We start from the raw sequence: 18,434 nt of genomic DNA on the forward strand, positions 1-18,434 counted from the left end.
CCGCGCCGATAGGCTGTTGCACATGCGTATCGCGACCTGGAATGTCAACTCGATCACTGCCCGGCTGCCCCGGCTGCTGGCCTGGCTGGAGAGCACCGGCACCGACGTGCTGTGCGTCCAGGAGACCAAGACCACCGCCGAGGGCTTCCCGACCGATGAGCTGCGGGAGCTCGGTTACGAATCGGCGGTCCACGCCACGGGCCGGTGGAACGGCGTGGCCCTGGTCTCCAAGGTCGGCCTGGAAGGCGTCGTCATGGGCCTGCCCGGCGGGCCCGACTACGAAGGTGTCCAGGAGCCGCGGGCGATCTCCGCGGACTGCGGCCCGCTCCGCGTCTGGTCGGTGTACGTACCGAACGGCCGCGAGGTCGCCCACGACCACTACGGGTACAAGCTGCGCTGGCTGGACGCGCTCCAGAAGGCCGTGGCCGTGGACGCCGCCGGGGACCGGCCGTTCGCCGTCCTCGGCGACTTCAACATCGCCCCGGCCGACGAGGACGTCTGGGACCCCGCGCTCTTCGTGGGCGCCACCCATGTCACCCCGGCCGAGCGGGCGGCACTCGCCGCGCTGCGCGACGCGGGGCTCTCCGACGTGGTGCCGCGCCCGCTCAAGTACGACCGTCCTTATACCTACTGGGACTACCGTCTGCTGGGCTTCCCCAAGAACAAGGGCATGCGCATCGACCTGGTGTACGGCAACGCCCCCTTCGCCGCGGCGGTCAAGGACAGCTATGTGGACCGTGAGGAGCGCAAGGGCAAGGGTGCGTCCGACCACGCACCGGTCGTCGTCGACCTCGACATCTGAGGGGCGCGGGCGCGAACGGGTCTCCGCGCGCCTGTGGTGAACATGGCGGGACGAATGCGAGGCTGAGCGATATGAAGAACATCCCTTTCCTGGACAACTGGCTCAAGCGCCGTGACACGGCGCGCGGTACGGCGGTGTTCGGATCCGGCGCCGGCGGAGACAGCGACATGGAAGGCCTCGCGGAACTGCTCGCCGAGTGCGAGCTGTTGCGCGTCCGGGCAGGGGATGCCGGCCTCGAACTCGACGACTCACCTGCCTCGTTGGAGGCCCTCGACCAGCTGACCCCGCGCTGGCGCGACGACCCCGAAGAGCTGCCCTGGCTGGGAAACGACGCGGGTCTCTACCTCGGCTCCGTGATCGTACGTACGGTCCCCGGGGCGGCCTGGCGGCTGTGGCCGAGCGGCCAGCCGGTGGTCCGGCTTGCTTCCGGCCGTGAGATCAACGTGGTCGAGTTCGGCCTCGACTGGGCGGTCAACGGGGCGCCCGAGCTCTCCCAGGTGTACGCCGAGGTCTCGGAGCTCTGACCGCCCGAACTCTTTAGTGCGCCTTATGCCCCATTTAAGCGTGTCGTGTGCGAAGTCCCTTATCCGGCTGGATAGTTTGCGCTGACCTCGACACAGCTGAGAGTGGGTAGGGCTGCGTATGGCCGTCGATCCGTTGATCGAGCTGCGTGACGTCAACAAGTACTACGGGAAGTTGCACGTCCTGCAGGACATCAGCCTCACCGTCGGTCGCGGGGAGGTGGTGGTGGTCATCGGCCCGTCCGGTTCGGGCAAGTCAACGCTCTGCCGGGCGGTGAACCGGCTGGAGACGGTCGAGTCGGGCACCGTCCTCATCGACGGAAAGCCCCTTCCCGAAGAGGGCCGGGGGCTCGCCCAGCTGCGCGCCGAGGTGGGGATGGTCTTCCAGTCCTTCAATCTCTTCGCACACAAGACCGTGCTGGCGAACGTCTCCCTCGCCCAGATCAAGGTCCGCAAACGCAAGAAGGAAGACGCCGACAAGCGCTCCCGCGAACTCCTGGAGCGCGTCGGCCTCGCCGACCAGGCCGGAAAATTCCCGGCCCAGCTCTCCGGCGGCCAGCAACAGCGCGTGGCCATCGCCCGCGCCCTCGCCATGGACCCCAAGGCCCTCCTCTTCGACGAGCCGACCTCCGCGCTCGACCCGGAGATGATCAACGAAGTACTCGAAGTCATGCAGCAGCTCGCCCGCGAGGGCATGACCATGGTCGTCGTCACCCACGAGATGGGCTTCGCCCGCTCAGCCGCCAACCGCGTCGTCTTCATGGCCGACGGCCGCGTCGTCGAGGACCGCACCCCCGAGGACTTCTTCACCGCCCCGGAGAGCGACCGCGCCAAGGACTTCCTCTCCAAGATCCTCAAGCACTGACGGGCGGTGTACGGACACATGCAGCGCAAACCCAGGACCCTCACCGCCCTCGTGCTCCTCCTCCTTGCCCTCCTCGCCGTCGCCTGCGGCAAAGAAGGCAGCCCGCCGGTGAAAGGCCCGCAGCCCGACGAACTGCCCAAGTACCGGGTCGCCAAGGACTTCCGGCTGCCCGGCTCCAGCACCTGGGAGAAGGCGAAGCGCCGCGGCCGGCTCGTCGTGGGCGCCAAGGAGGACCAGCCGTACATGGGAGAGAAGGACCCGGCGTCGGGCCGTTACTCGGGCTTCGACATCGAGATCGCCAAGATGGTCGCCGCCTCGCTGGGCTTCGACCCCAAGACGGTCGAGTTCAGGACGATCGCCTCGGCCAACCGCGAAACCGCCCTGCAGAACGGCCAGATCGACTACTACGTCGGTACCTACACCATCAACGACAACCGCAAGAAGCTCGTCGGCTTCGCCGGCCCCTACTACATGGCCGGCCAGTCCCTGCTGGTGCGCACCGACGAGGACGACATCAACGGGCCGCAGGACCTCGCGGGCAAGCGCGTCTGCTCAGCCGCCGGATCGACCCCCTATCAGCGGATCGACGCCGACTACCCCAAGGCCGAACTCGTCGCGTACGACACCTACTCCGTCTGCGTGGACAACCTGCTGACCTACCAGGTCGAAGCCGTCACGACCGACGACGCCATCCTCATCGGCTACGCGGCCAAGGTGCCCGACGAACTCAAGATCGTCGGCAAGCCCTTCTCGGAGGAGCCGTACGGCATCGGCGTCCCGCGCGACGACAACGCGCTGCGCTTCGCCATCGACGACGCCCTCGCGGCCAACGAGAAGAACGGGAACTGGAAGAAGGCGTACGACGCGACGCTCGGCCTCTCCGGAGTGCCCGCCCCGAAGCCGCCCGCGATCGACCGCTACCCGGCGGGCTGAGGGAGCGACACAAGACATGGACGTACTCACCGAGAACTTCTCCCTCTACGGCAAGGGCTTCCTCGGCACCGTCGAGCTCACGGTCTACGCCTCCCTTCTCGCGCTCGCCCTCGGCTTCGTCATGGCCTCCTTCCGCGTCGCGCCCGTCGGCTCGCTGCGGGCCCTCGGGACCGTTTGGGTCACGGTGCTGCGCAACACCCCGCTGACGCTGCTGTTCTTCGCGGTGCTGCTCGGTCTGCCGCGCTTCGGGCTCGTACTGCCGTTCCAGCTCTTCGCGGTGATCGCACTCGGCTGCTACACCTCGGCGTTCATCTGCGAGGCGCTGCGCTCCGGCATCAACACCGTGCCGCTCGGACAGGGCGAGGCGTCCCGCAGCCTCGGCATGACGTTCAGCCAGACGCTCGGCGCCGTCGTGCTGCCGCAGGCTTTCCGCACCGTCATCCCGCCGATCGGCTCCACCCTCATCGCGCTCGCCAAGAACTCCGCGATCGCCGGCGCGTTCAGCGTCACCGAGCTGCTCGGCACGTACAAGACGCTCAACGAGCTGGGCTACAGCATCATCTGGACCTTCGTCTGGATCGCCGTCGGCTATCTGATCGTCACCCTGACGATCAGCGCGCTCTTCAATGTGCTGGAGAAGCGCTGGGGAGTCGCCCGATGACCGCGACCTCCACCGCCCTCTACGACATCCCCGGGCCCGCGACCCGCAAGCGGCACTTCCTCTACGGCGTCGGGGCGACCCTGGTCATCCTCGCGCTCGCGGGCTGGGTGCTGTACCTCCTGTTCGACACGGACCAGTTCACCTCGGCCAAGTGGACTCCCTTCCAGTACGAGGGAATCCAGGAGCTGCTGCTGCGCGGGCTCGGCAACACCCTCAAGGCCTTCGCGTACGCCGCGGTGCTCTCGCTCGCACTCGGCGCGCTCCTCGCGACCGGCAGGCTCTCCGAACACCGCGCGCTGCGGTGGACGGCGACACTGCTGGTCGAGTTCTTCCGCGCCATGCCCGTACTGGTGATGATTTTCTTCATCTTCGTGGCGCTGAAGGTCCAGCCGCTGCCCGCTCTGGTGGCCGGACTGACGCTGTACAACGGCTCGGTGCTCGCCGAGGTGTTCCGTACGGGGGTCAACTCCGTGGAAAGGGGGCAGCGGGAGGCGGCGTACTCACTCGGTATGCGAAAGACGCAGGTCATGGCGTACGTCCTGGTACCGCAGGGCGTGCGCGCGATGATGCCGACCATCATCAGCCAGCTGGTGGTCGCGCTGAAGGACACTTCGCTCGGCTTTCTGATCACCTATGAGGAGTTCCTCCACGCCGGAAAACTCATCGCGTCGAATCTCGACTACGATTTGCCGTTCATCCCCGTAGTGATGGTGATCTCGCCGATCTACATCGGGATGTGCATGCTGCTCTCCTGGTTCGCCCAGTGGGTGGCCGAGCGGGAGAAGCGCAGTCCCAAGACCGAGGCCGTGGATGTGGGTCCGGCCGACGCGGGCACGCTGCTGCCGGGCGTGCGCTAGTTCAAGTTCGACAAGGGCACGTGCCTGCCCGGCAGCAGCCGGAGATCACTTGTCGCGCAGTGGGACCGACACGTATGACGGGTCGGACTCGGGCGACGAGAAGGTCAGCTGCGCGCCGGACGGGTTGTGTTCGATGTAGAGCGGGTCGACGGTGTCGATCACCAGGGCCAGCCGGTGGCCGGCCGGAACGTCGTAGGCGGTGGAGAACAGCTCCAGGTCGACGGCGAACGGCCGGCCGGGTGTCCGGTCGTGGAAGGTGTACGGCGCGTTGCTGACCAGCTTGCCGAGGCCGAGCGGGCCCACGTCGTAGAGGTATGCGACGAGGGTGCCGCTCTCCTTGGTACTGGAGAGCGTCGTGTGGACCTTGGCGGTGCCGCGCACGCGCTGCGTCCCGTCGTACCGCTCCGACTGCCAGACCGAGGCGTACGAACGGGGCAGCAGCGGTATGGACGCCATCGGCGGCAGCTTGAGGAACTGGTCGAGCGCGTTGGACAGCAGGACGACCCCGCCGTTGGCGCCCGAGTCGACGTTCGTCCGGATGGTCTTGTCGCCGCCCATGGCGATCTTCCGCTGGTTCGCGCCGACCGACTTCCAGTCGGGGTAGCCCTCGTACGCGCCGGTGGAGCGCGACTTGAGCCGGACCGGCTGCTCGCCGTCGACGCCGTTCGCCGCACCGTTGAGGTGGTGGTCGAACCAGCGCTGGGCGTTCGTCCAGACGTCGTTCGGCAGTCCGAGCAGGCCGGTGGCCTCGGCGGTGGCGTGGTCGCCGGGGCGCAGCTCCAGGCGCTTGGGGCCGGTGAGCTTCTCGTAGAAGTCGGCGTACTGGTTGGGCGGGAAGATGGTGTCGCCCCACGCGTTGCCCAGCATGATCGCCGAGCCGTTCTTGTTGATCTGGTCGAGGTAGGTGACGGGGGAGCGCTTGCGCCCCCACTCGATCATGTCCTGCTCCTTGTCCAGGTTGGAGCCGAGGAAGTCCTTCATCGTCTGCTGGAGTTCGGGGCTCGGGCGGCCGGTGAGGTAGCCGGCGCCGCTGAGCAGCCCCGCGGCCTGGAGGTGCTGCGTACGGCCGCTGTAGATGGAGTCGATGAGGTCGGCCCAGCCGCTCAGCGCGACAACTGCCTTGATCCGCTTGTCGTGTCCGGCGGCGAGGAGGCTGATTCCGGCGCCGTACGAGACGCCCGCCATACCCACCTTCTGCGGGTCGGCCGGGGTGTTGGCCAGCGCCCAGTCGATGACCTTGGAGGCGTCGGCGATGTCCGGCGGGCCGGCGACCTCGATGTTGCCGCCGGACTGCCAGAAGCCGCGGGAGTTGTAACTGACCACGACATAGCCGGAGTCGGCGAGCTTCTTGGCCTGGGCGACGTACTCGATCTGCGGCATGGCCCAGCTGGTCGGCAGCACGATCACCGGGTACGTGCGGCTGCCGTCGGCGCCGGCCGGGGTGAAGACGTTGGCTTTGAGTACGGTTCCGCCGTCGCCGGTGATGTCCACGAACCGTACGCCGGGGAGAGCGTCGGTCGCGGCCGCGGGCTGCTGCGCGGGGGCGGCGGCCTGGGCTGTGGGAGCCACGCCAGTGGCGGTCCCGGCGAGCAGTACGGCGGCGGTGGCGGCGCCGGCCGTAGTGCCGCGCAGGGACATGTGGGGGTGTCTCACGGGTCACTCCTCACTCGTGTCAGTGCAAAGTGACCCGACGGTAACCCCCAGCGCTTACCGTTGGTAACTCCCCGGTAAGTTACGTCGGGGTAACAATTATTGGACGAGGTGTCAGCCCAGGGCGCTCTTGGTCTGCCAGTCCGCCCAGGAGAGGTTCCACTCGCCGTAGCCGTTGCTGGGTGCGACCGTGCCCTTGGCGTCGTCGCCGGTCGCCTCGAACGGGTCGCCGACCTGGACGTGGCGGTAGATCCACTCGGCGTCCTTGTCACTCATGCCGATGCAGCCCGAGCTCATGTTGGCCTTGCCGAAGTGGGCCTTGTTCCAGGGCGCGGCGTGCGCGTACATCCCGGACCAGGTCAGCCGCATCGAGGAGTCGACCATCTTGTCGTACGCGTCGCCGAGGCCCACGGTCTCGGAGCGCATGTTGATCGTGCCCTCCTTGGCCATCAGGACGGACGTACCGCGCCAGGACGCCTTGTCGCCGCCGGGGGTGCCGGCCGACATCGGCACGTCCTTGACCAGCTGTCCGTCGCGCATCAGCTTGAGGCGGTGGTTGTCGAGGTCGGCCTTGACGATCTGCTGCTCGCCGACGGTGAAGTGCGTGGCGTAGTCGCGTACGAACCAGCCGCCGTCCTTGCCCGAGTCGACGCCGCCCAGATCCGCCTTCAGGGAGACCTTCGTGCCCGGCTTCCAGTACTCCTTGGGGCGCCAGTCGACGCGGTCCTTGCCGGAGTAGTCCCGCATCCAGCCCCAGGAGCCCTCGGTGTCGTTCGAGGTGCTCACCTCGAGGCGCTTCTCGACGGCGGCCTTGTTCTTGACCGGGTGGTCGAAGACGACCGACAGGGGCTGGGCGACGCCGACCTCGGTCTTGTTGCCGGGGGCGAGGCTGAGCTTGTTGATCTTGTCGGGGGCCGCCGTGGTGAAAGCGGTCCTCGCGCCGGCGCCGTTCTCGTCCTCGGCCCGCACGGAGTAGCTCGTCCCGGGGGCGGCCCCGCGGCCGGAGGTCCAGGACGTTCCGTCCTCGGACACCTTCCCGTCGAGCTTTCCGCCCTTGGAGTCCGTCACCGAGACGTCGTTCAGCCTGCCGTCGGCGATCTTGACCTGCACCGGCTCGCCGGGCTCGGCCTGCTTCCCGTGGAGGTTCACCGAGATCTGTGGACTCTTCTCGGACAGACCGGCCGCCCCAGCCGTCTCGGCACCGCCGGCGGAACAGGCGGTGAGCGCGACGGCGAGCGCCGCGGTGCCGGCCAGCAGGGTGCGGCGGCGTGTGTGGGGGTGGGTGGTGCTCGAGCGGCGCAAGGGGGAAAACCTCCGGTTCGATGTCTGTCGTCCCGAAGAGTCGATTGAACAGGGAGCGGTTGCGCGAATGACGGGAAATTCACCCAAATCCGCTGTGACAAATGCCGCAGAAGAACAGGACCAACGGCCCTGACAGCGCTCCGACGGCCGGGCACGCGGTCTTGTCGGGACCCGGCGCCTGGGTCAACGTGAGGACCGACACACAGCCGTACCTCCCGATCGGAGACGCCGTGGACCCCTTCGTACTCCCGCACACGCTGCTCGGCGACGGACCCCACCGGGTCGTCGCCGTGCACGGCTGGCTTGCCGACCGCAGCGCCTACGCCGCCGTGCTGCCGGACCTCGACACGCGGTCCTTCAGCTACGCCGTCGTCGACCTGCGCGGTTACGGAGAGGCCCGGCAGGCCCCGGGGCTGTATACGACGGCCGAGGGCGCGGCGGACGTGCTGGCGCTGGCCGACCGGCTCGGCTGGGACTCCTTTTCGCTCGTCGGCCACTCCATGGGCGGTTCCGTCGTCCAGCGCGTGCTCGCCGCCGCGCCGGATCGGGTGCGGCGCCTGGTCGGCGTGTCGCCCGTGCCCGCGAGCGGGCTGCCGATGCCGCAGGAGCAGTGGGAGCTCTTCGCGGGAGCCGCCGACCGGCCGGCGAACCGCCGCGTCATCTTCGATTCGACGACCGGTGGGAACCGCCCGGCCGCCTGGCTCGACCGCATGGTGCGCCAGTCGGTCGAGCAGAGCGACCCCAAGGCGTTCCGCGCCTGGTTCGACTCGTGGGCCGGTGAGGACTTCCACGCCGACATCAAGGGCTCCGACGTGCCCGCCCTCGCGGTGACCGGGGCCCTGGACCCGGCGCTGAGCGCCGAGCTGATGCGCCGGACCTGGCTGAGCTGGTTCCCGCGCGGCGCACTCGCCGACCTGCCGGGCGCCGGTCACTACGCGATGGACGAGACGCCGCTCCAGCTGATCCGTACGGTCGAGGACTTCCTGCGCGCATGAGCGATGTCCCCGATGTGTTCGACCCCCGGCTGTACGGCGCCGGGCTGCCGCACGAGGCCTTCCGGGTGCTGCGCGACCGGCACCCGGTGGCCCGGCAGGAGGAGTACGAGGTGCTGGGCTGGCCGGCCGGACCAGGCTTCTGGGCGGTGACGCGCCACCGCGATGTAGTCGGCGTACTCAAAGACTCATGGACCTACTCCTCCATGCTCGGCGCCACCCAGATCCGCGATCCCGACCCGGCCGACCTGCCCTTCATCCGCCGCATGATGCTCAACCAGGACCCGTCGCCAAGCTCTCCACTTCGTTCGAGCAGGGGAGACCCCACTGACCACGGCCGGCTGCGGCGGCTCGTCAGCCGGGCCTTCACCCCCGGGCGCACCGACCGCTTCGAGGCGTCCGCGCGGGCGAGGGCCCGGGCGCTGCTCGGCGCGGCCAGGGAGTCCGGCCCCGTCTTCGACCTGGTCACGGCCGTCACCGACGACTACGCCCTGCTCAACCTCGCCGATCTGCTGGGCGTACCGGAGAGCGACCGCGGCCTGCTGCTCAAGTGGACGGAACGGGTCATCGCCTATCAGGACCCCGACGAGCCGTCGGTCCTCGGCTCCGACGGGAAGCCGGTCAATCCCCGCTCGCCCGCGATGCTCCAGGAGATGTTCGCGTACGCGCAGGAGCTCGCGGCGTACAAGCGGAGCCGTCCGGGCGACGACATCATGACCTCGCTCGCGCACTCGGAACTCCTGGACGCCGAGCTGGAGATGTTCTTCTTCCTGCTGACGGTGGCGGGCAACGACACGGTGCGCAGCGCCGCCCCCGGCGGCTTCTTCGCGCTGGCCGAGCACCCGGATCAGCAGCGCGGACTGCGTGCCGGTGAGGTGTCGCTGTCCACGGCCGTCGAGGAGCTGCTGCGCTGGCACCCGCCCGTCCTCACCTTCCGCCGCACCGCTGCCAGGGACACGGAACTCGCCGGTCAGCGGGTGCGTACGGGCGACAAGGTCGTCGTCTTCCACGCCTCGGCCAATTACGACGAGCGGGTCTTCGACGCCCCGCACCGCCTCGACCTGTCCCGGTCGCCGAACCCGCACGTCTCCTTCGGCGACGGCCCGCACGTCTGCCTCGGCGCGCACTTCGCCCGGCTGCAGCTGCGGGTACTGCACGAGGAGGCGCTGCGCCTGCCCGCCCTGGAGCCCGCGGGCCCGCCGCGCCGCCTGGTCTCCAACTTCATCAACGGCGTCAAGGCGCTGCCCCTGCGGTTCCTGAGCTGAGAACCGGCTACCCGGCAGCCCGGTGGGAGGGGCGGGGGGCTGCCGGGATCGGGGTCTGGGCGGCGCGGGTCACGTCGGCGATCACTTCCACCACGTCCGGGCCGTACGCCTCCGAGTTGACGACCTTCAGGAGCAGGCAGAAGGAGCCGTTGCCGTGCTTGCGGGCCAGCTTCTCGTGGTTGCGGGCGAGGTAGCGGGTCGCGGCCTGGTTGGTGATGGCGCGCTGCCCACAGAAGAGGAACACCGGTCTGGCGTCCTGACCGGCTGTCAGGCGCGCCAGGATGACGTATTCGGCCACACCGGGCTCTATGCGGTAGCGCTCGCTGCCTATCTGGAACCCGCCCCGGTCGGGTCCCGGCTCGACGTCTGTGTTGACCCGGACCCCGGGGAGCAGGCTGTGCAGGTGGGCGGCCATGCGGCGGTTCGACGCCGGCCCGCCGACGCAGAATTCCGTACGCTCACCGAAGCCCTGCCGCGCGACGTCGTGGGAGAGGATCTGCGCGTGGGCCCCGCAGTCCTTCACGACGGCGGCGAGTTCGAGGAGCGCGAAGACGTCGAACCGGTGCACGCCGTCGCCGCCCACCTCGCGGTTCACCACGAGCAGCGACTCGGAGTTCGTGGGCAGCCCGAGAAACGCCTGCTTGCGGCGCAGCCTGCGCCGCCACAGGTACGTACGGGCGAGCCAGCCCAGTGAAGCGCTGAGTCCGGCCGCGATCACGCCGAGCACGATGTTGCGTACGTCGTCAGTCATGGGGCGGCATGCTAGCGCCACGGCGCACCCGTGTTCGACGGGGTCCTGACTCGTATGGCGTGGTGAAGTTACGCTGCGCGGACACGTGTTGACTGGAGGTACGCATGCGCCGCTCCACGGTACGAGTGCTGTCGTTCTGGGCCGTCGCGGCGGTGGTGGCGTCAGTGGGCGCCACCGCCCCGACCGCCGCTCCCGCTCCCGCGACGTCACCGCCACCACCCGTCAAGAAGCCGGTCGCCACCGGGTACGGGGGAGCGGTCGCCAGCGTGGACGCCGACGCCTCGGCCGCCGGGATCGAGGTCCTGAGGCTGGGTGGCAACGCGGTCGACGCGGCGGTCGCCACGGCGGCGGCGCTCGGCGTCACCGAGCCGTACTCGGCAGGCATCGGCGGTGGCGGCTACTTCGTCCACTACGACGCCAAGTCCCGCACCGTACGCACGGTCGACGGCCGCGAGACCGCGCCGCTGAGCGCCGACGAACCCCTCTTCCTGGAGGACGGCAAGCCCATCGCGTTCGACGAGGCGATGACGAGCGGACTCGGCGTCGGCACGCCCGGTACCCCGGCGACCTGGGACAAGGTGCTCGACGCGTGGGGCACCAAGCCGCTGCGTACGCTGCTCGGGCCGGCCCGGAAGCTCGCGCGCGACGGGTTCACCGTCGACTCCACCTTCCGCTCGCAGACCGCTGCGAACGAGGCACGGTTCCGGGACTTCCCGGACACGGCGGAGCTGTTCCTGCCGGGCGGGAACCTGCCGGTGGTGGGGTCCCGGATCAAGAATCCCGATCTCGCCCGTACGTACGAGAAGCTGGGCCGGGAGGGAGTCGGAGAGCTGTACCGGGGCGACATCGCCCGCGACATCGTGCGTACGGTACGCAAGCCTCCGGTCGCCGCCGGGGCGACCAGGGTGGTGCGGCCCGGTGATCTGAGGGCCAAGGACCTGCGGAAGTACGGCACGCTGAGCCAGGCGCCGACGAAGGTCTCCTACCAGGGCCTCGACGTGTACGGCATGGCGCCGTCGTCTTCGGGCGGTACGACCGTGGGGGAGGCGCTCAACATCCTTGAGCGCACCGACCTTTCGCCCGAGGCCGCCACGGACGCGCAGTACCTGCACCGCTTCATCGAGGCGAGCCGGATCGCGTTCGCGGACCGGGGGCGGTGGGTCGGCGACCCGGCCTTCGAGAACGTACCGGTGAAGGGTCTGCTGTCGCAGCGGTTCGCGGACTCGCGCGAGTGCCTCATCCGGGACGACGCGGTGCTGAAGAGCCCGGTCGCGCCGGGGGACCCGCGCAAGCCCGGTGGCGGCGGGTGCGGTTCTGGGGGGACGGCGGCCCCGACGACGTACGAAGGCGAGAACACGACGCATCTGACGGCCGCCGACAAGTGGGGCAACGTCGTCGCGTACACGCTGACCATCGAGTCGACGGGCGGCAGTGGTATCACGGTGCCCGGTCGGGGCTTCCTCCTCAACAACGAGCTGACGGACTTCTCCTTCGCCCCCGCCAACCCGGCGGTCCACGACCCGAACCTGCCCGGGCCCGGCAAGCGTCCGCGCTCCTCGATGTCACCGACGATCGTGCTGGAGGACGGGCGGCCGCTGCTCGCGCTCGGTTCGCCGGGCGGCGCGACCATCATCACGACGGTGCTCCAGACCCTGACGGGGCACCTGGACCGCGGGCTGCCGCTGGTCGACGCGATCGCGGCGCCGCGCGCGAGCCAGCGGAACGCGGCGACGACGGAGCTCGAACCGGGGCTGTGGAACGACCGTCCGCTGCGGGAGGAGCTCGAAGCGATCGGGCACGTCTTCAAGTTGAACCCGGAGATCGGTGCGACGACGGGTGTCCAGCGGCTGCCGGACGGGCGGTGGCTCGCGGCGGCGGAGAAGGTGCGCCGGGGCGGTGGCTCGGCGATGGTGGTGACCCCGAGCGGCGGCACGCGGTAACCCCTGGCGGGGCCCCTCTGGGGCCGCCCGTGACCCCGCTTCTCAAACGCCGGAGGGGCTGGAGGGTGCGGCTGAGCGGGCCGGGGCCCGCTGTGCGGGGAGTCCGGCCCTGAGCAGGAAATCCAGCCCGTCCGGCGCCCCCGCACCGCACCTCACAGCACCGTAAGCACCCGCGGCCCCGCATCCGTGATCGCCACCGTGTGCTCCGCGTGCGCGGCCCTGCTGCCGTCGGACGTGCGCAGGGTCCACCCGTCCGGAGCCGAGTAGAACGCGTCCCTGCCGCCACCGATCACCATCGGCTCGATGGCAAGCACCATCCCGTGCCGCAGCACGAGCCCCCGTCCCGCCCGCCCCTCGTTCGGCACCTCGGGGCCCTCGTGCATCGTGCGGCCCACGCCGTGGCCGCCGAAGTCCTGCGGGATGCCGTAGCCGGCGGACCGGCAGACGCGGCCGATCGCGTGGGCGATGTCGCCGATCCGGTTGCCCGCGACCGCGGCCGCGATGCCCGCGTCCAGCGCCTCGCGCGCCGTGTCGGCCAGGCGTACGTCGTCGGGGCGGGCCGTGCCGACGCTGAAGGTGACGGCAGAGTCGCCGCACCAGCCGTCCAGCGTCGCACCGCAGTCGATGCTGACGAGGTCACCGTCGCGCAGGCGGTACCCGTCCGGGATGCCGTGCACGATCGCGTCGTTGACCGAGGCGCAGATGACGGCGGGGAAGGGGACGGGGGCCCAGTAGGGGTGGTAGTCGAGGAAGGGCGACGACGCCCCGGCCTTCCGCAGCACGGCCCGGGCCGCCTCGTCCAGTTCGCGCAGACTGACGCCGATTCCCGCCGCCTCGCGCACGGCGGTCAGCGCCTGCGCGACCACCCGGCCCGCTTCCCGCATCGCGTCCACCGACGTATCCGTCTTGATCTCAACCATGCCAATTACTATACCGGTCGCGGCGGTATTAGAATGACGGCATGGTACGCACCCCCCTCACCCCCGAAGAGCGCGAACGCGGCGAGCGCCTCGGCCAGTTGCTCCGCCAGGCGCGCGGCGACCGCACCATGGTCGACGTCGCGGCCCACGCCGGACTGTCCGCCGAAACCCTTCGCAAGATCGAGACGGGCCGCGCCCCGACCCCGGCCTTCTTCACCGTGGCGGCACTGGCGCGCGTACTCGGCCTCTCCATGGACGAGGTCGCGGCCCGCTGTACGCCGACGCCCGTGTGACGCGCACACCCTGGTCGGGAGCGCTTGCGGGAGCGTGTGGAGGCGCGTGGCGGGTACGACGTAGTGTCGCGTGCATGACTTCCGACCAGGACCCGCTCGCCACGCTCGGCCGCAGCCCGTACGTCAGCCTGACCACCTTCCGCAAGAACGGCACGGGGGTCGCCACGCCGGTGTGGGCCGCCTCCGACGGCGCCGAGCTCTACGTCTGGACCAAAGCCGACTCGTGGAAGGTCAAGCGCATCCGTAACGACAAGCGGGTCGTCGTGACGGTGTGCGACGCGCGCGGCCGGGTCAAGGACGGGGCGCCCTCCGTCGAGGGCACCGCGCGGCTGCTGGACGCAAACGGGCTGCGCAAGGCGCGCAAGCTCCTCGCACGCAAGTACACCTGGCAGTTCTGGTTCACGGACGTGCCCGCCGCGATCGTCCGGCTCGGCAAGCGTCCGCACGTCGGTATCGCCATCAGCCTCTGACTCCCGGCGTGCTCCGCATGAGCAGTCCGCCCCTTCGGCGAAAACTGCCCGTAGCCGCGCCGTAACACAACTGCGGTCGAATGCCTGCGGACCGGATGGTTCCAGGGCGGCGGCGACAGCGTGGCAGGGCGGTTATGGCTGTGGGACAACTCCCGGCGGATGCAGAGGCGTTCGCGCGCTACCTGTGCGAGCTGACAGGGCTCGTCGACACGGGCACCGGCTGGTGCGGCGTCTTCTGGCAGCGCGACCCCGACGGCATGCGCGCCTGCCTCGACGGCGCCGAACTCCCGCCGTGGGACGTACTGGAGGCCCTGCTCCAGGACCTGGCCACCGGGTACGGACCGGCCGCCGCCGAGCGTGAGACCGCACGCGCGCGGGCCCTGCACGCGGCGGCGGCCACCGCGCACGACCGGCGGCCGGGGGGACGCGAGACGCTGGTGGAGCGGCTCGTGGCGATGCGGCGCGAGGAGGCGTACGCCGCTGAACGCGAGCGGGAGCTGGCGGGGCGGCTGCGGGCCTCGGGCGGCGGCTCCCAGTGGCAGGGGCTCGACGCCGAGGTGGCCTGGGCGCGTGACGACCACGAACGCGCGACGGCCCGCTGCGCGGAGCTGGGCGCGCGCCTGGCGGCGCTGGGCGCGCCGCCGCCGTCGCAGGGGCGGCCGCCGGCCCCGGACTCGTGGTTCCGCGCGGAGGCGCCGGCGGAGCGTTCATCTCCCCACCCCGCCCCTTCCCGCAGCTGGGGCGCCGCCCCAGACCCCGCTCCTCAAACGCCGGAGGGGCTGGGTGTGCCGCTCGGCGAAGACGCGATGCTCGGCGGAGGTACGCCGCTGAGCGGAAATGTGCCCGCCGAGCCGACAATTCCGGCCCGAGCGCAAAATCCGGGCCGAGCGCAGAGGCCAGCCCGGCCGGCGTTCCAGGACACGCCCGTATGGCGTCCGGGGGACTGGGGGCTTGCCCCCAGTTCCGGGAAGGGGCGGGGTGGGGAAGAGACCACCCAGGCGCGCCCCGGCCCCGCTCCCGCGCCCAAGCCCCGCCCCCGTGGGGCCCGTTACGCCGGGCTGGACGATCACGGCCACGATCACGGCCACGATGACGACGCCGGCGGTGTGTTCGGCGCGCCTGCCATTCCCGTGCCTCCCGTTCAGGCCGCCGTCCCCCGGGGCGCCAGGTACGCCGGGGTCGAGGCTGCGGCGCCTCCGCCCGCCGCAGCGGATTCCCCTCAAGACACCCGTGCCGTCACCGACACCGTCGCCGCGCTCGTACAACTGCGTGCCCAGGGGCGTACCGGCGAGGCGCACGTGCTGCTCTGCGAGGCCGCCGGCTGGCCCGCCGCCCGGCTGCCGCTGCTCGCCGACGCCCTGCACCATGCCGGGCTCGGCGCCGACTGGTCCACCCTCCTCTGGGAGGCGGCGTCGTGGCCGCCCGACCGGGTCGCCGCCGTCGCCGCGGCGCTCGAAGGCGCGGGGCTCGGCGACGACGGCCGGCAGCTGCTGCGCCAGGGCGTCGTACGCCCCGCCGCCGAGATCGCCGTCGCCCTGCTCGCCCTGGACGACTCGGGCGGCCACGAGCGCGAAGTGCGGGCGCTGGTCGACGCGTTCGTACGCGTACGAACGCCCGAGGACGTGGCCCAGGTCGCCCGCACCGACCCGCGCCGCCTCTCCCCGCTGCTGCTCGAAGCCGCGCGCCAGGTGTCGCAGAGCCGGTACCGGGACGTGGTCCACGCCCTGCGCGTGGCGGGCGCCGCACCGTGAGCGCGGTGAAGCGCGTGAACATCGGTACGCCCCCGTGTCACTCCCTCGGGTGCGAAACGTGATCGACTCCGCGGGTTGACGACGATGGTCTTGCCCCACTCCCCGCCGGGGCTTACGTTCATCCCTCTACGTCCCGAATCTACGGGCGTAGAAGGTCTCTGACGTCCCGTTGAAGGAGACAAGTCATGGCCAACGTCGTACGCGCCGCACTCGTCCAGGCGACCTGGACAGGCGACACCGAATCCATGATCGCCAAGCATGAGGAGCACGCCCGCGAGGCGGCCCGGCAGGGCGCGAAGATCATAGGGTTCCAGGAGGTCTTCAACGCCCCGTACTTCTGCCAGGTGCAGGACGCCGAGCACTACCGGTGGGCCGAGCAGGTCCCGGACGGGCCCACCGTCCGCCGTATGCAGGATCTCGCCCGCGAGACCGGCATGGTCATCGTCGTCCCCGTCTTCGAGCGCGAGCAGTCCGGCTTCTACTTCAACACCGCCGCCGTGATCGACGCCGACGGCAGCTACCTCGGCAAGTACCGCAAGCACCACATCCCCCAGGTCAAGGGCTTCTGGGAGAAGTTCTACTTCAAGCCGGGAAACCTGGGCTGGCCCGTCTTCGACACGGCGGTCGGCAAGGTCGGCGTCTACATCTGTTACGACCGTCACTTCCCCGAAGGGTGGCGTCAACTCGGCCTCAACGGCGCCCAGATCGTCTACAACCCCTCCGCCACCCACCGCGGCCTGTCCGCCCACCTCTGGCAGCTGGAGCAGCCCGCGGCCGCCGTCGCCAACGAGTACTACATCGCCGCCATCAACCGGGTCGGTCAGGAGGAGTACGGCGACAACGACTTCTACGGCACCAGCTACTTCGTCGACCCGCGAGGCAAGTTCGTCGGTGGGACGGCGAGCGACAAGGAAGAGGAACTCGTCGTCAGGGACCTGGACTTCGACCTCATCGAGGAAGTACGCCAGCAGTGGGCGTTCTACCGGGACCGCCGACCCGACGCGTACGAAGGACTGGTCAATCCGTGACCCACCATGTGAACCACCTGCTCGGCCGCCACCAGGCCGTCATGCCCGACTGGCTGTCCCTCTACTACCGGCAGCCGATCGAGATCACCCACGGCGAGGGCCGGTACGTCTACGACGCCGACGGCAACCGCTACCTCGACTTCTTCGGCGGCATCCTCACCACCATGACCGCCCACGCGCTCCCCGAGGTGGCCAAGGCCGTCAGCGAGCAGGCCGGCCGCCTCATCCACTCCTCGACGCTCTACCTCAACCGTCCCATGGTCGAGCTGGCCGAGCGCATCGCCACCCTCTCCGGCATCCCGCAGGCGCGGGTCTTCTTCACCACGTCCGGCACCGAGGCCAACGACACCGCGCTGCTCCTCGCCACGACGTACCGCCGCTCGAACCAGATCCTGGCGATGCGCAACAGCTACCACGGCCGGTCCTTCTCCGCCGTGTCGATCACCGGAAACCGCGGCTGGTCCCCGACCAGCCTGTCCCCGCTCCAGACGCTGTACGTCCACGGGGGCGTCCGCAGCCGCGGACCGTACGCGCAACTCTCCGACGCGCAGTTCATCGAGGCGTGCGTCGCCGACCTCGAAGACGTCCTGGGGCAGGCCGGCGGCCAGGTCGCCGCGCTCATCGCCGAACCGGTGCAGGGCGTCGGCGGGTTCACCTCCCCGCCCGACGGTCTGTACGCCGCGTTCCGCGAAGTACTCGACCGGCACGGCATCCTGTGGATCACCGACGAGGTGCAGACCGGGTGGGGGCGTACGGGCGAACACTTCTGGGGGTGGCAGGCCCACGCCCAGAACGGGCCGCCGGACATCCTCACCTTCGCCAAGGGCATCGGCAACGGCATGTCCATCGGCGGCGTCGTCGCCCGCGCCGAGGTCATGAACTGCCTCGACGCCAACTCGATCTCGACGTTCGGCGGCAGCCCCATCACGATGGCGGCGGGCCTCGCCAACCTCAACTACGTCCTCGAACACCACCTTCAGGACAACGCCCGCCGTGTCGGCGGCCTGCTCCTGGAACGGCTGCGAGCGATCACCGCCGGGGTGCCGTCCGTACGCGAAGTACGTGGCCGGGGCCTGATGGCGGCCATCGAGCTCGTCAAGCCCGGCACCGACGAGGCCGCACCGGAGACGGCGGCGGCCGTACTCGAAGCCGCCCGCGAGGGCGGCCTGCTGATCGGCAAGGGCGGCGGCCACAACACCGCCGTTCTGCGGATCGCCCCGCCCCTGACGCTGAGCGTCACGGAGGCGGAGGAGGGCGCCCGCATCCTCGAGAAGGCACTGAGGAACGCGCAGTGAGCCGCGGAGCCGCCTCCGGGAGGCGGCTCCGCCCACCACTTCCACCCGTGTGATGTACGACTCTTTCTGGCTACCTTTGTGCAACCTGTGGGCCACCTCGAAAGTCTCCGACCAGAGGCTGAGACCATGTTTGAGCAG

At 70.1% G+C, this 18,434-nt stretch carries 18 protein-coding genes; 14 read left to right on the top strand and 4 right to left on the bottom strand.

All coding sequences use genetic code 11. The features are described 5' to 3' along the window. The first annotated feature begins 22 nt into the window (after window positions 1–22). The 6 genes from AC1P0E_RS28025 to AC1P0E_RS28050 all read left to right on the top strand — a co-directional run bounded on the left by AC1P0E_RS28025 (window position 23) and on the right by AC1P0E_RS28050 (window position 4,639). Window positions 23–802, top strand: a complete 780-nt coding sequence (locus AC1P0E_RS28025) for an exodeoxyribonuclease III (RefSeq protein ID WP_482744883.1) — start codon at window positions 23–25, stop codon at window positions 800–802. Window positions 803–873: 71 nt separating this feature from the next. Next, on the top strand, window positions 874–1,326 hold the full coding sequence (locus AC1P0E_RS28030; RefSeq protein WP_482744884.1) for a DUF6278 family protein: 453 nt from the start codon (window positions 874–876) through the stop codon (window positions 1,324–1,326). Window positions 1,327–1,444: 118 nt separating this feature from the next. Next, window positions 1,445–2,188 carry an amino acid ABC transporter ATP-binding protein gene (locus AC1P0E_RS28035; protein ID WP_482744885.1) on the top strand — a complete coding sequence of 248 codons (744 nt, stop codon included), beginning with the start codon at window positions 1,445–1,447 and terminating at the stop codon, window positions 2,186–2,188. 18 nt (window positions 2,189–2,206) lie between these two features. Further along, complete coding sequence (locus tag AC1P0E_RS28040; protein WP_482744886.1) at window positions 2,207–3,121, top strand: glutamate ABC transporter substrate-binding protein; 915 nt, start codon at window positions 2,207–2,209, stop codon at window positions 3,119–3,121. Window positions 3,122–3,137: 16 nt separating this feature from the next. Beyond that, the gene (locus tag AC1P0E_RS28045; protein WP_482744887.1) at window positions 3,138–3,782 is read left to right on the top strand and encodes an amino acid ABC transporter permease; all 645 of its coding nucleotides are present in this window, start codon (window positions 3,138–3,140) and stop codon (window positions 3,780–3,782) included. Then, entirely contained in the window at window positions 3,779–4,639 is an 861-nt protein-coding gene (locus AC1P0E_RS28050) for an amino acid ABC transporter permease (RefSeq protein ID WP_482744888.1), read from the top strand. The genes AC1P0E_RS28045 and AC1P0E_RS28050 overlap by 4 nt, the downstream gene beginning before the upstream one ends. A gap of 45 nt (window positions 4,640–4,684) precedes the next feature. Here the strand turns inward: AC1P0E_RS28050 and AC1P0E_RS28055 are convergent, their stop codons facing one another. Both AC1P0E_RS28055 and AC1P0E_RS28060 read right to left on the bottom strand, forming a co-directional pair. Beyond that, window positions 4,685–6,277, bottom strand: coding sequence for a CocE/NonD family hydrolase (locus tag AC1P0E_RS28055; protein WP_482745929.1), 1,593 nt, complete (start codon window positions 6,275–6,277; stop codon window positions 4,685–4,687). Between the two features lie 126 nt (window positions 6,278–6,403). After that, window positions 6,404–7,591, bottom strand: a complete 1,188-nt coding sequence (locus AC1P0E_RS28060; RefSeq protein ID WP_482744889.1) for a L,D-transpeptidase — start codon at window positions 7,589–7,591, stop codon at window positions 6,404–6,406. A gap of 230 nt (window positions 7,592–7,821) precedes the next feature. On the opposite strand from AC1P0E_RS28060, the gene AC1P0E_RS28065 reads away from it, so the two are divergent. Further along, entirely contained in the window at window positions 7,822–8,586 is a 765-nt protein-coding gene (locus tag AC1P0E_RS28065) for an alpha/beta fold hydrolase (protein WP_482745930.1), read from the top strand. Continuing rightward, window positions 8,583–9,848 carry a cytochrome P450 gene (locus AC1P0E_RS28070; protein WP_482744890.1) on the top strand — a complete coding sequence of 422 codons (1,266 nt, stop codon included), beginning with the start codon at window positions 8,583–8,585 and terminating at the stop codon, window positions 9,846–9,848. Before AC1P0E_RS28065 ends, AC1P0E_RS28070 begins: the two co-directional genes overlap by 4 nt. A gap of 7 nt (window positions 9,849–9,855) precedes the next feature. Here the strand turns inward: AC1P0E_RS28070 and AC1P0E_RS28075 are convergent, their stop codons facing one another. Continuing rightward, window positions 9,856–10,599: a hypothetical protein gene (locus AC1P0E_RS28075; protein ID WP_482744891.1), complete on the bottom strand. Its 744-nt coding sequence runs from the start codon at window positions 10,597–10,599 to the stop codon at window positions 9,856–9,858. Window positions 10,600–10,703: 104 nt separating this feature from the next. Between AC1P0E_RS28075 and ggt the strand changes: the two genes are divergently transcribed. Next, window positions 10,704–12,539 carry a gamma-glutamyltransferase gene (gene ggt / locus AC1P0E_RS28080; protein WP_482744892.1) on the top strand — a complete coding sequence of 612 codons (1,836 nt, stop codon included), beginning with the start codon at window positions 10,704–10,706 and terminating at the stop codon, window positions 12,537–12,539. Between the two features lie 152 nt (window positions 12,540–12,691). On the opposite strand, the gene map is transcribed toward ggt, so the two are convergent. Then, window positions 12,692–13,459: a type I methionyl aminopeptidase gene (gene map / locus AC1P0E_RS28085; RefSeq protein ID WP_482744893.1), complete on the bottom strand. Its 768-nt coding sequence runs from the start codon at window positions 13,457–13,459 to the stop codon at window positions 12,692–12,694. Between the two features lie 41 nt (window positions 13,460–13,500). Here map and AC1P0E_RS28090 point away from each other — a divergent pair, with 41 nt between their 5' ends. The 5 genes from AC1P0E_RS28090 to AC1P0E_RS28110 all read left to right on the top strand — a co-directional run bounded on the left by AC1P0E_RS28090 (window position 13,501) and on the right by AC1P0E_RS28110 (window position 18,296). Next, window positions 13,501–13,752: a helix-turn-helix domain-containing protein gene (locus tag AC1P0E_RS28090; RefSeq protein WP_482744894.1), complete on the top strand. Its 252-nt coding sequence runs from the start codon at window positions 13,501–13,503 to the stop codon at window positions 13,750–13,752. A gap of 74 nt (window positions 13,753–13,826) precedes the next feature. Continuing rightward, window positions 13,827–14,222, top strand: coding sequence for a PPOX class F420-dependent oxidoreductase (locus AC1P0E_RS28095; protein WP_482744895.1), 396 nt, complete (start codon window positions 13,827–13,829; stop codon window positions 14,220–14,222). Between the two features lie 134 nt (window positions 14,223–14,356). After that, window positions 14,357–15,973: a hypothetical protein gene (locus AC1P0E_RS28100; RefSeq protein WP_482744896.1), complete on the top strand. Its 1,617-nt coding sequence runs from the start codon at window positions 14,357–14,359 to the stop codon at window positions 15,971–15,973. 185 nt (window positions 15,974–16,158) lie between these two features. Next, window positions 16,159–17,001 (top strand): nitrilase-related carbon-nitrogen hydrolase, encoded by an 843-nt coding sequence (locus AC1P0E_RS28105; protein WP_482744897.1) that lies wholly within the window; start codon window positions 16,159–16,161, stop codon window positions 16,999–17,001. A 41-nt stretch (window positions 17,002–17,042) separates the two neighbouring features. Then, window positions 17,043–18,296 carry an aspartate aminotransferase family protein gene (locus AC1P0E_RS28110; RefSeq protein WP_482745931.1) on the top strand — a complete coding sequence of 418 codons (1,254 nt, stop codon included), beginning with the start codon at window positions 17,043–17,045 and terminating at the stop codon, window positions 18,294–18,296. Window positions 18,297–18,434 lie beyond the last annotated feature (138 nt).

It is taken from the genome of Streptomyces sp. TRD_SC_5 (assembly GCF_056836825.1).